At 61.8% G+C, this 13,334-nt stretch carries 12 protein-coding genes; 5 read left to right on the plus strand and 7 right to left on the minus strand.

Features of this window, described 5'->3' with window-relative positions:
- Positions 1-201 precede the first annotated feature (201 nt).
- From dapB to grpE, 4 genes are all read right to left on the minus strand, one after another.
- A complete protein-coding gene (dapB, locus tag ACF8EA_RS11375) occupies positions 202-1,005 on the minus strand; it encodes a 4-hydroxy-tetrahydrodipicolinate reductase (protein ID WP_003249933.1) in 804 nt (267 codons plus the stop codon).
- Positions 1,006-1,018: 13 nt separating this feature from the next.
- Complete coding sequence (gene dnaJ, locus ACF8EA_RS11380; RefSeq protein ID WP_021784335.1) at positions 1,019-2,146, minus strand: molecular chaperone DnaJ; 1,128 nt, start codon at positions 2,144-2,146, stop codon at positions 1,019-1,021.
- Between the two features lie 197 nt (positions 2,147-2,343).
- Positions 2,344-4,269 (minus strand): molecular chaperone DnaK, encoded by a 1,926-nt coding sequence (gene dnaK, locus ACF8EA_RS11385; RefSeq protein ID WP_392522055.1) that lies wholly within the window; start codon positions 4,267-4,269, stop codon positions 2,344-2,346.
- A 101-nt stretch (positions 4,270-4,370) separates the two neighbouring features.
- Entirely contained in the window at positions 4,371-4,928 is a 558-nt protein-coding gene (gene grpE, locus ACF8EA_RS11390) for a nucleotide exchange factor GrpE (protein ID WP_010955367.1), read from the minus strand.
- Positions 4,929-5,120: 192 nt separating this feature from the next.
- Here grpE and recN point away from each other — a divergent pair, with 192 nt between their 5' ends.
- On the plus strand, positions 5,121-6,794 hold the full coding sequence (gene recN / locus ACF8EA_RS11395) for a DNA repair protein RecN (protein ID WP_021784336.1): 1,674 nt from the start codon (positions 5,121-5,123) through the stop codon (positions 6,792-6,794).
- A 107-nt stretch (positions 6,795-6,901) separates the two neighbouring features.
- Here the strand turns inward: recN and fur are convergent, their stop codons facing one another.
- Complete coding sequence (fur, locus tag ACF8EA_RS11400) at positions 6,902-7,306, minus strand: ferric iron uptake transcriptional regulator (protein ID WP_003249922.1); 405 nt, start codon at positions 7,304-7,306, stop codon at positions 6,902-6,904.
- Positions 7,307-7,403: 97 nt separating this feature from the next.
- On the opposite strand from fur, the gene ACF8EA_RS11405 reads away from it, so the two are divergent.
- Positions 7,404-7,940: an outer membrane protein assembly factor BamE gene (locus ACF8EA_RS11405; protein WP_028697610.1), complete on the plus strand. Its 537-nt coding sequence runs from the start codon at positions 7,404-7,406 to the stop codon at positions 7,938-7,940.
- Between the two features lie 63 nt (positions 7,941-8,003).
- Here ACF8EA_RS11405 and ACF8EA_RS11410 read toward each other — a convergent pair whose 3' ends face one another.
- Positions 8,004-8,438, minus strand: coding sequence for a type II toxin-antitoxin system RatA family toxin (locus ACF8EA_RS11410; protein ID WP_003249916.1), 435 nt, complete (start codon positions 8,436-8,438; stop codon positions 8,004-8,006).
- A gap of 163 nt (positions 8,439-8,601) precedes the next feature.
- On the opposite strand from ACF8EA_RS11410, the gene smpB reads away from it, so the two are divergent.
- A complete protein-coding gene (gene smpB, locus ACF8EA_RS11415; protein WP_014592415.1) occupies positions 8,602-9,084 on the plus strand; it encodes an SsrA-binding protein SmpB in 483 nt (160 codons plus the stop codon).
- A gap of 278 nt (positions 9,085-9,362) precedes the next feature.
- Here the strand turns inward: smpB and ACF8EA_RS11420 are convergent, their stop codons facing one another.
- Positions 9,363-10,130 carry an FCD domain-containing protein gene (locus ACF8EA_RS11420; protein WP_021784338.1) on the minus strand — a complete coding sequence of 256 codons (768 nt, stop codon included), beginning with the start codon at positions 10,128-10,130 and terminating at the stop codon, positions 9,363-9,365.
- A 257-nt stretch (positions 10,131-10,387) separates the two neighbouring features.
- Here ACF8EA_RS11420 and ACF8EA_RS11425 point away from each other — a divergent pair, with 257 nt between their 5' ends.
- Both ACF8EA_RS11425 and lldD read left to right on the plus strand, forming a co-directional pair.
- Positions 10,388-12,058: a lactate permease LctP family transporter gene (locus ACF8EA_RS11425; protein ID WP_053870479.1), complete on the plus strand. Its 1,671-nt coding sequence runs from the start codon at positions 10,388-10,390 to the stop codon at positions 12,056-12,058.
- A 62-nt stretch (positions 12,059-12,120) separates the two neighbouring features.
- Positions 12,121-13,266, plus strand: a complete 1,146-nt coding sequence (lldD, locus tag ACF8EA_RS11430) for an FMN-dependent L-lactate dehydrogenase LldD (protein ID WP_021784340.1) — start codon at positions 12,121-12,123, stop codon at positions 13,264-13,266.
- Positions 13,267-13,334: the final 68 nt, after the last annotated feature.

Consider the following 13,334-nt stretch of genomic DNA (forward strand, 5'->3'; position numbering starts at 1 on the left):
CTAAAGCTGTAGCTTACAGAAAAGTGTGTTTTCGGTCTACCGCGGATGTGCCTCTAAAACACATCAATGCGACAGACTGACATCTGTGTTGGCTTCTTCGCGGGCTCGCCCGCTCCCACAGGCCCACCACAAGCCACAAGACCCGCGCAATACCTGTGGGAGCGGGCAAGCCCGCGAAGCAGCCAGCACCGCCAGAACGGCTTAACGCAGCTCGAGCACATCCTGCATGTCGTACAGCCCCGGCTCGCGCCCATCCAGCCACAGCGCCGCACGCACGGCACCCTTGGCGAAGGTCATGCGGCTGGAGGCCTTGTGGGTGATTTCCAGGCGCTCGCCTTCGGCAGCGAACAGTACGGTGTGATCGCCCACCACATCGCCGGCACGCACGGTAGCGAAACCGATGGTTTTGCGATCCCGCGCGCCGGTCTGCCCTTCACGGCCATACACGGCCACTTCCTGCAGATCACGACCCAGCGCATTGGCAACCACTTCACCCATGCGCAGTGCAGTGCCCGACGGGGCATCGACCTTGTGCCGATGGTGCGCCTCGATGATTTCGATATCGACATCATCACCCAGCACCCGCGCAGCCATATCCAGCAGCTTCAGGCTAAGGTTGACACCCACGCTGAAGTTGGCAGCGAACACGATTGGAATGTCCTTGCCAGCCTCAGCCAACAGCTGCTTCTCTTCGACTGTAAAACCGGTCGTGCCGATGATCATCGCCTTGCCGTGCTTGCGGCAGAACGCCAGGTTTTTCAGGGTCACCGAGGGGTGAGTGAAATCGATCAGCACATCGAACTCGTCGGCAACCTTGGCCAGGTCGTCGGACAACAGCACGCCAATTCGGCCAAGTGCCGCCAGCTCTCCGGCATCAGCCCCGACCAACGAGCTGTCAGGGCGATCGATCGCCGCGGTCAGCCCCGCGCCCGGGGTTTGTTGCACAGCTTCGATGAGTGTTTTGCCCATCCGCCCCGCCGCGCCCATCACTGCAATACGTCGCATAACCTGTTCCTTGTCAGAGATCGCCGAAGAAGCGCTTCACACCATCGAACCAGCCGCTGGCCTTGGGCGAGTGGGAACTGTCGCCTTCCAGCGAATCACGCAGCTCTTCGAGCAGCTCGCGCTGGCGACGGCTGAGGTTGACCGGGGTTTCTACGGCCACACGGCACAGCAGGTCACCCGCACCACCGCCACGCACCGGGGCAACACCCTTGCCACGCAGACGGAACTGCTTACCGGTCTGGGTGCCTTCCGGAATCCTCAGCTTCACGCGACCATCCAGGGTCGGCACTTCCAGTTCGCCGCCCAGGGCAGCATCGGTGTAGCTGATCGGCACTTCACAGTACAGGTGCTTGCCATCACGCTGGAAGATTTCGTGCTCACGCACGCTGATCACCACGTACAGGTCGCCAGTCGGGCCACCATGAGTACCCGCCTCGCCCTCACCCGACAGACGGATGCGGTCGCCAGTATCGACACCTGCTGGCACCTTGACCGACAGCGTCTTGTACTCCTCGACACGCCCCTCACCGTGACACGAATTGCACGGGTCGGTAATGATCTTGCCTTGGCCATGGCAGCGCGGGCAGGTCTGCTGCACCGAGAAGAAGCCTTGCTGCATGCGTACCTGACCGATGCCACCGCAAGTCGGGCAGGTCGACGGGGTCGAACCCTTCTTGGCACCGGAACCGTCGCAAGGCTGGCAGTTGACCAGGGTAGGCACGCGGATGCTGACCGTAGTGCCACGCACCGCTTCTTCCAGGTTCAGCTCCAGGGTGTAGCGCAGGTCGCTGCCGCGCTGGGCACCGCCTCGACCACCGCCGCGGCCGCCGCCACCGAAGAAGTCGCTGAACACATCACCGAAGATGTCGGAGAAGTTGGCACCACCAAAGCCAGCACCACCGCCACCCATGCTTGGGTCGACACCCGCATGGCCATACTGGTCGAAGGCCGCACGCTTGCTCGCGTCCGACAGCACTTCGTAGGCCTCGTTGGCCTCCTTGAACTTGTCTTCCGATTCTTTATCGCCCGGGTTGCGGTCCGGGTGATACTTCATCGCCAAACGGCGGTAAGCCTTCTTGAGGTCCGATTCAGTGGCGCCGCGCTCGACACCCAGGACCTCATAATAATCACGCTTGGACATAGGTCATTTGCACCTTGTTGGGCGTCTGGCATCTGCGCCACGCCATCAGCACCCGCCCGCTCCCCATAAGAGCCGCTGACAGATGCTGTAAAAATTCTCGAATTCCAGATACGCCAACGCGGGAGCAAGCCCCCGCGCGGCGACATCCTACCAGCTCACCGACAAACGACGGTGAACTGGCCGACAACATGCAGGGATTACTGCTTGTTGCTGTCTTTCACTTCTTCGAACTCGGCGTCAACCACGTCATCGTGCTTGGCTTCCGGCTCGGCCTGCTGCGCGCCACCCTGAGGCTGTTCAGCCGACTGCTCGGCGTACATCTTCTGGGCAACCGGGGCAGAGACCTTGGACAGCTCTTCTACCTTGGCGTCGATGGCAGCCTTGTCGTCGCCTTTGACAGCGGCTTCCAGGGCAACAACGGCGGCCTCGATGGCGGTTTTCTCTTCAGCGGTAACCTTGTCACCTGCGTCAGCGACCATCTTGCGGGTCGAGTGCACCAGCGCGTCACCCTGGTTACGGGCAGCAGCCAGCTCTTCGAACTTGCGGTCTTCCTCGGCGTTGGCCTCGGCGTCACGCACCATGCGCTCGATCTCTTCGTCCGACAGGCCGGAGTTGGCCTTGATCACGATCGACTGAGTCTTGCCGGTAGCCTTGTCTTTCGCGCCTACGTGCAGGATGCCGTTGGCGTCGATGTCGAAGGTCACTTCGATTTGCGGCACGCCACGTGGTGCTGGCGGAATGTCAGCCAGGTCGAACTTGCCCAGCGACTTGTTCTGCGCAGCCTGCTTACGCTCACCCTGCAGCACGTGAATGGTCACGGCGCCCTGGTTGTCGTCGGCAGTCGAGAACACCTGCGACTTCTTGGTCGGGATGGTGGTGTTCTTCTCGATCAGCGCGGTCATCACGCCGCCCATGGTTTCGATACCCAGGGTCAGCGGGCTGACGTCCAGCAGCAGTACGTCTTTCACGTCACCGGCCAGTACCGCACCCTGGATGGCAGCGCCCATGGCAACCGCTTCGTCCGGGTTCACGTCCTTGCGCGCTTCCTTACCGAAGAAGTCGGCCACTTCTTTCTGCACCAGCGGCATGCGGGTCTGACCGCCGACCAGGATCACGTCGTCGATCTTGCTGGCGTCGATGCCGGCGTCTTTCAGGGCGATGCGGCAAGGCTCGATGGTACGCTTGACCAGGTCTTCGACCAGCGACTCCAGCTTGGCGCGGGAGATCTTCACGTTCAGGTGCTTAGGACCGGTGGCATCTGCAGTGATGTACGGCAGGTTGACGTCGGTCGACTGAGCGGACGACAGCTCGATCTTGGCTTTTTCTGCGGCTTCTTTCAGGCGCTGCAGGGCCAGAGGATCGTTCTTCAGGTCCATGCCCGACTCTTTCTTGAACTCGTCGACAAGGTAGTCGATCAGGCGCATGTCGAAGTCTTCGCCACCCAGGAAGGTGTCGCCGTTGGTAGCCAGTACTTCGAACTGGTGCTCACCGTCGACTTCGGCGATTTCGATGACCGAAACGTCGAAGGTACCACCACCCAGGTCATAAACGATGACGGTGTGGTCGCCCTTGGCCTTGTCCATGCCGTAAGCCAGTGCAGCGGCAGTCGGTTCGTTGATGATGCGTTTTACGTCCAGGCCAGCGATACGGCCGGCGTCTTTGGTCGCCTGACGCTGGCTGTCGTTGAAGTAGGCCGGAACGGTGATGACCGCTTCGGTGACTGGCTCGCCGAGGTAGTCTTCGGCGGTCTTCTTCATTTTTTTCAGGACTTCGGCGCTGATCTGCGGCGGAGCCATTTCCTTGCCAGCAGCCTCGACCCAGGCGTCACCGTTGTTTGCCTTGACGATCTTGTACGGCACCAGCTTGATGTCTTTCTGCACGACATCTTCTTCGAAGCGGCGGCCAATCAGGCGCTTCACTGCGAACAGGGTGTTGTGCGGGTTGGTGACGGCCTGGCGCTTGGCCGACTGGCCAACCAGGATTTCGCCATCGTTGGCGTAGGCCACGATCGAAGGGGTAGTACGCGCACCTTCGGCGTTTTCGATGACTTTGACGTTACCGTTTTCCAGAATGGAGACGCACGAGTTGGTGGTCCCCAGGTCGATACCGATGATTTTACCCATGTTAACTCTCCCGAAACTTGAATTTGGTAGCAGCGACTACTTTGGCCAACTGCGGTAATACTTGAAGGCTTGACACCTAGATGGGGATGCCCGGAAGGATTTCAAGCCTTTTCATTGATCGAGGGTTGCGCCGCGCTCGGCGCCTTGCTGACCACCACCATGGCGGGGCGCAGCAAGCGGCCGTTCAGCAGGTAACCCTTCTGGAACACGTTCAGCACGCTGTTTGGCTCGACCTCGGCGTTTTCCTGCATGGCCATGGCCTGGTGGTGCTCAGGGTTGAACGGCTGGCCGTGCGGGTCGACCGCTTCAAGGTTGTAGCGCTTGAGCGTGTCCTGGAACATCTTCAGGGTCAGCTCGACACCCTCGCGGATCTGCTTGACGTGCTCATCGTCGGCACTGGAGTGAGCCAGGGCCAGCTCCAGGCTGTCGATCACCGGCAGCAAGTCGCTGGAGAACTTCTCCAGGGCGAACTTGTGGGCTTTTTCCACGTCCTGCTCGGCACGACGGCGTACGTTCTGCAGGTCGGCAACGGCGCGCAGCGCCTGGTCCTTGGCTGCGGCCAGCTGTTCCTCGAGCTCCAGAACACGGGTATCAGCTGCATTGCCTGCACCGGTTTCTTCCACGTTAAGGTCTTTCTCGTTCAGCTGCTCATCAGCCATGGGGTCTCTCCTGCGCAATTTTGTGGACTGCGAGCCAGGCTCGCCTTGGATGTCGGCTATATGGGGCCGGAAAAACCAGGTTCAAGGGGCAAGGTGGTTTTCAAGGCTACAACAGAATCTGCGAAGGGGCATTGGCAGGCCTGAAAAAACTACTGTATAAATAAACAGACCTGACTTCCGGGAGCCGCCCCCATGCTGGTGCACCTGTCCATTCACAACTACGCCATCGTCGAGCACCTCGACCTCGAAATCGCCCGTGGCATGTCCGTCATCACCGGCGAGACCGGTGCCGGCAAATCGATCATGCTCGACGCCCTCGGCCTTGCCCTGGGCGACCGTGCCGACAGCGGCGTGGTGCGCCCCGGCACCGACAAGGCGGACATCCTGGCCACCTTCGACCTGGTGGACATTCCCGAAGCGCATACCTGGCTGGCCGAGCGCGACCTGGACAACGAAGGCCTGTGCATCTTGCGCCGGGTGATCACCGCCGAAGGCCGCAGCCGCGGCTACATCAACGGCACGCCCTGCCCGCTCGGCGATCTCAAGGCGCTGGGCGAGCTACTGATCGATATCCACAGCCAGCACGAGCACCAGTCACTGCTCAAGACCGACACCCACCGCCGCCTGCTTGACGAATATGCCGGCGCCGTCGACCTGGCCCGCCAGGTCCAGCTTGCAGCCAAGCGCTGGAACCAGACCCGCCTGGAGCTGGAGCGCCTGTCCAACTCGGGCGACGAGCAGCGCGCCCGCCACCAGTTGCTCAGTTACCAACTGGAAGAACTGGACAACCTCGGCCTGGGCGAGCACGAACTGGAGCAGCTGGAACAGGAGCACAAGAACCTGACCAGCGCCGAAGCCCTGTTCGGCATCTGCCGCCAGGTTATCGACCAATGCAGCGAGAGCGATTCGGGCAATGTGCTCAGCGCCCTCACCTCCAGCCTCAACCGCCTGGGTGCCGCCACCAACTCGCCCAAGGCGCTGAGCGAAGCGGCCAACCTGATTGCCAGCGCGCAGATTCAGGTTGAAGAAGCCGTGGGCGAGCTCAACCGCTTCCTCGACAACTTCGACGCCGACCCGATGCGCCTGCAAGCCCTGGAAGAGCGCCTGGACACCATCTATACCCTGGCGCGCAAACACCGGGTGCACCCCACCGAACTGCCCCACCTGCAACAGCAATTGATGGAAGAGCTGGAAGGCCTTAATGCCAGCGACGAGTCGATCGAGCGGCTGGGCGAAGAGCTTGGCGCCTTTGCCCAGCACTATAAAGAGAAAGCCCGTGAGCTAAGCGGCCTGCGCCAGCAAGCGGCGCAGCAGCTGGCGGGCGCGGTGGAGCAGGAAATCCAGCGTCTGGGCATGCCTGGCGGTCGCTTCTGCATAGAGCTGACACCCAACGAAGGCACAGACCTGTCACCCCATGGCCTGGAGCAGATCGAACTGCTGGTCAGTGCCAACCCGGGCCAGCCCCTCAAGGGCCTGGCGAAGGTGGCATCGGGTGGCGAACTGTCGCGTATCAGCCTGGCGATCCAGGTCATTACCGCGCAGACCTCGCGCATTCCTACCCTGGTGTTCGACGAAGTCGACGTGGGTATTGGCGGGCCCACGGCAGAAATCGTCGGCCAATTGCTGCGGCGCCTGGGCGAGCGCGGCCAGGTACTGACCGTGACCCACCTGCCGCAGGTGGCGGCGCAGGGGCATCACCATTTGTTCGTGCACAAGGTGCGCAACAGCGACACCACCCACACCGCCGTGGCTAGCCTTGGCAAGCGTGAGCGCGTGGAAGAAGTGGCGCGGATGCTCGGCGGCATCGACCTGACCAAGGAGTCCCTGGCCCACGCACGCAAGATGGTGGTGAGCGGCAAGGCCTGAGCCTTGCTTTTCCAGGACGATTCGCGGGCACGGACAACAAATCTTTTAGCCCCAGAAAGCACAAAGGCGACCCGAAGGTCGCCTTTGCTATCCATAACGAAAAATCGTTACTTCTTCTTACGCACGTACAGGACCAGATTGTGGTCCACCAGCTCGAAGCCATGCTCGGCCACGATTTCGCGCTGGCGCTTCTCGATCTCGGCATCCATGAATTCGATGACTTCACTGGTATCCACGTTCACCATGTGGTCGTGGTGACCGCCATCGGCCAGTTCGAACACTGCATGACCGCCGTCGAAGTTGTGGCGAACCACCAGACCCGCCGCCTCGAACTGGGTCAGCACGCGATAGACGGTGGCCAGGCCTACGTCCTCGCCAGCCTCCATCAGCGCCTTGTAGACATCCTCTGCACTCATGTGACGCTGCTCGGTAGAGTCGAGCATCTGAAGGATCTTGACTCGAGGCAGGGTCACCTTGAGACCGGCTTTGCGCAATTCGCTATTTTCAACCATGGTCAGCTTTCTCGCCGATGCTGCTTCGCAGCTTCTCTTAATACGGGTATGATCGGGGTTTACGTTGTCCAGCCAAGATAGTGGAAGTCGCCCACCGATGCAAAACACCAAGCTCTTGCTAACCAGCCTCACCCTAGTGGGACTGCTCGCACTCGCCGGTTGCTCGTTTCCCGGGGTTTACAAAATCGACATCCAGCAGGGCAATGTCGTCACGCAAGACATGATAGACCAATTACGGCCGGGAATGACCCGCCGGCAAGTAAGGTTTATCATGGGCAACCCGCTGATTCAGGACACTTTCAACACCAATCGCTGGGATTACCTGTACAGCCTGCAGCCTGGTGGCGGTAAGCGCCAGCAAGAACGCATGAGTGTGTTTTTCAACGAAAGCGATCAACTGGTCAGCCTGTCTGGCGACTTCATGCCAGGCGTCAGCCGCGATCAGGAAATCCTCGGTGGCAGCAGCGACACCACCGTCAGCCCGGCCACCGAGCCAGGCCAGACCGAACAGCCGGCAGCGCAGCCTGAAGAAAAACCGGCCAAGCCAGGTTCGACCGAAGAGGCCATCCAGCGCGAGATCGACACCATCGAGACCACCCCGGTCCCGACCCCCGCACCGCTGGAAACCCGCTAAGCGGGAACAGCAGATGCAAAAAAGCCCGGACCTGGTCCGGGCTTTTTGTTTGCGCCTTATCCGTCAGGCATTCAATTGCTTGGCACGCTGGCAGAACGCATCGACCAGCGTATTCGCCGCCTGATTGAATAGCGGGCCCAACGTGGCGCGCACAATCGGCCCGGCGTAATCGAAGGACAGGTCCAGGCTGATCTTGCAGGCCTTTTCACCCAGTGGCTTGAACACCCAAACACCATGCAGCTGGGTGAATGGCCCTTCTTCGAGGTTCATCTCGATGGACTGCCCCGGCACCAGCACGTTACGCGTAACGAAGTGCTGGCTCATGCCACCCTTGGCCACTTCGAGCTTGGCACGCATGTGTGTATCGCTGGTTTCGATCACCGTCGAGGCCGAGCACCACGGCAAAAACTCAGGGTAGCTGGCCACATCGTTGACCAGATCGTAAAGCGCCTGGGCGGGGTATGGCAGCAGGGCGGAGCGTTGAATATGGGTAGTCATCCAGGCGTCACTTCCAAGGCTGGGTGGCGACGCTTCGCAGCGTGCCGAAAACAGGTTCTGTGCGTATGACAGGGTTTGTATTGTCCGGTATTCATTCCAGTGGCTCAAGCACACCGAAATCCCATAGCGGACGACGCGCGGACTTGCCTATAATGCCGCCCCTATGGCTAAGCAAAAAAAACATCCGACCGGGACCATCGCGCAAAACAAGAAAGCGCGACACGATTACTTCATCGAACATAAGTTCGAGGCCGGGCTGGTCCTGTCCGGCTGGGAAGTAAAAAGCCTGCGAGCCGGCAAGGCGCACCTGACTGACAGCTACGTGCTGCTCAAGGACGGTGAGGCCTGGCTGTTCGGCAGCCACATCACCCCGCTGACCACGGCCAGCACCCACGTCATCGCCGACCCTACACGCACCCGCAAGCTGCTGCTGAACAAGCGCGAGCTAGAGCGCGTGGAAGCGGCTGTGGCGCAAAAAGGCTACACCTGCGTGGCTTTGGCGCTGTACTGGAGCAAGCACCTGATCAAGTGCGAAATCGCACTGGGCAAGGGCAAGAAGGAATTCGACAAGCGCGACACCATGCGCGAACGCGATTCCAACCGCGAGCTGCAGCGGGCTGTGCGGAACAAGGGCAAGGAAGACTAATTGGTCTCTAGCCTGTTCCGGCCTCTTCGCGGGTAAACCCGCTCCCACAGGAAGAGCACCAGACTCAAGCCCGGCGCCCACCCTGTGGGAGCGGCCTCTTCGCGGGCACGCCCGCACCCACAGGAAGGGCACCAGATTCAAGCCCGGTGCCTATCCTGTGGAAGCAGCCTCTTCGCGGGCACGCCCGCCCCCACAGGAAGGGCACCAGTCTCAAGCCCGGCGCTTATCCTGTGGGAGCGGGCTTGCCCGCGAAGAGGCAGGTACTGCCCATAAAAGTCTCAGCGCCCGCTGCGCCGCTCCGCCCGCGCCACCCGCTGAGCTTCCTCGTGCGCCTCTTCCAGCACCTCCTGCACATACAAAATGTGCCGGCTGGACACCTCCCGCGCATCCTCCGCCCTGCCCTCGACAATCGCCAGGTACAGCTCCCGGTGCTGACTGATCAGCATGTCCCGGGTTTCGGTGCGCTGCTGGTACATACCGCCGATGTTGGTCACCACGTTGCGCTTGAGCAGGTCGAACAACCCCCGGATGGTGTGCAGCAACACCGCGTTATGGCTGGCCTCGGCGATCGCCAGGTGGAAGCGCGCATCAGCCGCGCCCTCCTCCGCACGGGTTACCTCGTCGAACCTGGCATAGCAGTCCTGCAGCGTATCGAAGGCCGCCTTCAAGCGCGCCCGGTCCGGCTCGGTGGCACGCTGGGCAGCGTAGTAGGCACAGGACGCCTCCAGGGTATGGCGAAACTCGAGCAGGTCACGTTGCGCTTCGGCACTGTGCTCGAGCAACTGTAGCAACGGGTCGCTGAAGGTGGACCCCAACGACTCCGCCACAAAATTGCCCCCGCCCTGACGGCTGACCAGCAGCCCCTTGGCCACCAGCTTCTGGATCGCCTCACGCAGTGACGGGCGGGACACACCAAACTGCTCGGCCAGGACGCGCTCGGCCGGCAGCCGCTGCCCCGAGGTCAGCGTGCCTTCCAGAATCATCCCTTCCAGCCGATCGACAATGTCGTCGGACAGGCGCCGTTGGCGTACCTGATCAAAAACCATCACATGCTCTCCACAAACCCCCGGGCAAATGTCAGGGGGTGCCTATTCTCGCCGATCCAGGCCACGCAAACACCCATCAAGCCGCGATTTTCCCACCACATCAGATGCCCGCTCATCGGTACGCGACCAAAGTTTTGCACAGGACAAATTGACACACCCACGACAGCGCTTTTAACCTAGCGTCCAGCCATTGTAAATTGGTCTTACCAATTATCCAATGCCAGTGCCTGACCAACAACAATTAGGGGCCACCCCATATGCAAACCTGGCAACAACTCTATACCCCGCTTGGTAGTCTCGGCCTGTCCGCACTGGCGGCGGTCATCCCTATCGTGTTCTTCTTCCTGGCCCTCGCCGTGTTCCGCCTCAAGGGCCACGTAGCGGGCAGCATCACCCTCGCGCTGTCGATCCTGGTGGCGATCTTCGCCTTCCAGATGCCTGTCGACATGGCCCTCGCCGCCGCGGGTTACGGCTTCCTCTATGGCCTCTGGCCAATTGCCTGGATCATCGTTGCCGCGGTGTTCCTGTACAAACTCACGGTCAAGAGCGGCCAGTTCGAAGTGATCCGCAGCTCGGTGCTGTCGATTACCGACGACCAGCGCCTGCAAGTACTGTTGATCGGCTTCTGCTTCGGCGCCTTCCTCGAAGGTGCGGCAGGCTTTGGCGCACCGGTGGCCATCACTGCCGCACTGCTGGTGGGCCTGGGCTTCAACCCGCTGTACGCTGCCGGCCTGTGCCTGATCGCCAACACCGCGCCAGTGGCCTTCGGCGCCCTGGGCATCCCGATCATCGTGGCCGGCCAGGTTACCGGTATCGACGCCTTCCACATCGGCGCCATGACCGGCCGCCAGCTGCCGCTGCTGTCGCTGTTCGTGCCGTTCTGGCTGGTGTTCATGATGGATGGCCTGCGTGGCGTGAAGGAAACCTGGCCTGCCGCCCTGGTTGCCGGCCTGAGCTTTGCCGTCACCCAGTACTTCACCTCGAACTTCATCGGCCCGGAACTGCCAGACATCACCTCGGCACTGGCCAGCCTGATCTGCCTTACCCTGTTCCTGAAAGTCTGGCAGCCCAAGCGCGCGTTCAGCGAGGCCAAAGGCAGTGTCGGCGCAGCCGTTGTGCAGCCAAGCGGCAGCCAGCCTAGCCCGTACAGCTTTGGTGAGATCTTCAAGGCCTGGTCGCCGTTCCTGATCCTCACCGTGCTGGTCACCATCTGGACCCTGAAGCCGTTCAAGGCGGCTTTCGCTCCGGGCGGCGCGATGTACAACTTCGTGTTCAACTTCGCCATCCCGCACCTCGACCAACTGGTGATCAAGACCGCACCGATCGTTGCCGCGCCAACCGCCATGCCAGCGGTGTTCAAGCTCGACCCGATCTCCGCCACCGGCACCGCGATCTTCCTCTCGGCGCTGATCTCGATGGCGGTGCTGAAGATCAATTTCAAAACTGGTCTTACCACTTTCAAAGAAACCTTCTGGGAACTGCGCTGGCCGATTCTGTCGATCGGCATGGTGTTGGCCTTCGCCTTCGTCACCAACTACTCGGGCATGTCCTCGACCATGGCCCTGGTGCTGGCCGGTACCGGCGCCGCGTTCCCGTTCTTCTCGCCGTTCCTCGGCTGGCTGGGCGTGTTCCTGACCGGCTCTGACACCTCGTCCAACGCCCTGTTCAGCTCGCTGCAGGCCACCACCGCGCACCAGATCGGGGTCAACGACACCCTGCTGGTGGCGGCCAACACCAGCGGCGGCGTAACCGGCAAGATGATCTCGCCGCAATCGATCGCCGTGGCCTGCGCCGCTACCGGCCTGGTCGGCAAGGAATCCGACCTGTTCCGCTTCACCGTCAAGCACAGCCTGTTCTTCGCCACCATCGTCGGCCTGATCACCCTGATCCAGGCTTACTGGCTGACCGGCATGTTGGTTCATCACTAAAGTGAAAGGGGCCGGGCGCCGTCGCGCGCCCGGCACTCCCACAAGCAACGCTGCGAGAATCCATGATCATTTCTGCCTCTACCGACTATCGCGCCGCGGCCCAACGCAAGCTGCCCCCCTTCCTGTTCCACTACGCTGACGGCGGCGCCTACGCCGAGCACACCCTGCGCCACAACGTGTCGGACCTGGCTGGCATCGCCCTGCGCCAGCGCGTGCTGAACAACATGTCCGAGCTCAGCCTGGAAACCAAGCTGTTCGACGAAACCCTGAGCATGCCGGTGGCCCTGGCCCCGGTCGGCCTCACCGGCATGTACGCCCGCCGTGGCGAAGTGCAGGCCGCACGCGCAGCGGCGGCCCATGGCATCCCGTTCACCATGTCGACCGTGTCGGTGTGCCCAATCGAAGAAGTGGCGCCCGCCATCGACCGGCCAATGTGGTTCCAGCTGTATGTACTCAAGGACCGCGGCTTCATGCGCAATGCCCTGGAGCGCGCCAAGGCCGCTGGCGTCAAGACCCTGGTGTTCACCGTCGACATGCCCGTGCCCGGTGCCCGCTACCGCGACGCCCACTCCGGCATGAGCGGCAAGAACGGCCCGCTGCGCCGCGTGCTGCAAGCCATGACCCACCCCGAGTGGGCATGGGATGTGGGCGTGATGGGCCGCCCGCATGACCTGGGCAACATCTCCAAATACCGTGGCAACCCCACCGGCCTTGCCGACTACATCGGCTGGCTGGGCAACAACTTCGACCCGTCCATTTCCTGGAAAGACCTGGAGTGGATCCGTGAGTTCTGGGACGGCCCGATGATCATCAAGGGCATTCTCGATGCCGATGACGCCCGCGATGCGGTCAAGTTCGGTGCCGACGGTATCGTGGTGTCCAACCACGGCGGCCGCCAGCTCGACGGCGTGCTGTCCAGCGCCCGCGCCCTGCCGGCAATTGCCGACGCGGTCAAAGGCGACCTGAAGATCCTGGCCGACTCGGGCATTCGCAGCGGCCTGGACGTGGTGCGCATGATCGCCCTGGGTGCCGACACCGTACTGATCGGTCGCGCCTTCCTCTATGCCCTTGCCGTGCATGGCCAGGCCGGCGTGAAAAACCTGCTTGAGCTGTTCGAAAAGGAAATGCGCGTGGCCATGGTGCTGACCGGTGCCAAGTCGATCAGCGAGATCACCCGCGACTCGCTGGTACGCGAACTGGGCGCCTGAACGCCTGCAAGAACCACCGCCTGAATGACCCGGGGCATGTAGTGCACAGACGCCACAGCCCCGCGAGG

Origin of the sequence: Pseudomonas sp. YQ_5, from assembly GCF_043103305.1 — a bacterium.
Classification (GTDB): Bacteria; Pseudomonadota; Gammaproteobacteria; order Pseudomonadales; family Pseudomonadaceae; genus Aquipseudomonas; species Aquipseudomonas putida_Y.

What these genes read in the sequence shown, in the direction of transcription:
- recN (WP_021784336.1), top strand. Translation starts at nt 5,121, where the DNA reads ATGCTGGTGCACCTGTCCATTCACAACTACGCCATCGTCGAGCACCTC.
- dapB (WP_003249933.1), bottom strand. Translation starts at nt 1,005, where the DNA reads ATGCGACGTATTGCAGTGATGGGCGCGGCGGGGCGGATGGGCAAAACA.
- dnaK (WP_392522055.1), bottom strand. Translation starts at nt 4,269, where the DNA reads ATGGGTAAAATCATCGGTATCGACCTGGGGACCACCAACTCGTGCGTC.
- smpB (WP_014592415.1), top strand. Translation starts at nt 8,602, where the DNA reads ATGGCTAAGCAAAAAAAACATCCGACCGGGACCATCGCGCAAAACAAG.
- lldD (WP_021784340.1), top strand. Translation starts at nt 12,121, where the DNA reads ATGATCATTTCTGCCTCTACCGACTATCGCGCCGCGGCCCAACGCAAG.
- ACF8EA_RS11420 (WP_021784338.1), bottom strand. Translation starts at nt 10,130, where the DNA reads ATGGTTTTTGATCAGGTACGCCAACGGCGCCTGTCCGACGACATTGTC.
- dnaJ (WP_021784335.1), bottom strand. Translation starts at nt 2,146, where the DNA reads ATGTCCAAGCGTGATTATTATGAGGTCCTGGGTGTCGAGCGCGGCGCC.
- grpE (WP_010955367.1), bottom strand. Translation starts at nt 4,928, where the DNA reads ATGGCTGATGAGCAGCTGAACGAGAAAGACCTTAACGTGGAAGAAACC.
- fur (WP_003249922.1), bottom strand. Translation starts at nt 7,306, where the DNA reads ATGGTTGAAAATAGCGAATTGCGCAAAGCCGGTCTCAAGGTGACCCTG.
- ACF8EA_RS11425 (WP_053870479.1), top strand. Translation starts at nt 10,388, where the DNA reads ATGCAAACCTGGCAACAACTCTATACCCCGCTTGGTAGTCTCGGCCTG.
- ACF8EA_RS11405 (WP_028697610.1), top strand. Translation starts at nt 7,404, where the DNA reads ATGCAAAACACCAAGCTCTTGCTAACCAGCCTCACCCTAGTGGGACTG.
- ACF8EA_RS11410 (WP_003249916.1), bottom strand. Translation starts at nt 8,438, where the DNA reads ATGACTACCCATATTCAACGCTCCGCCCTGCTGCCATACCCCGCCCAG.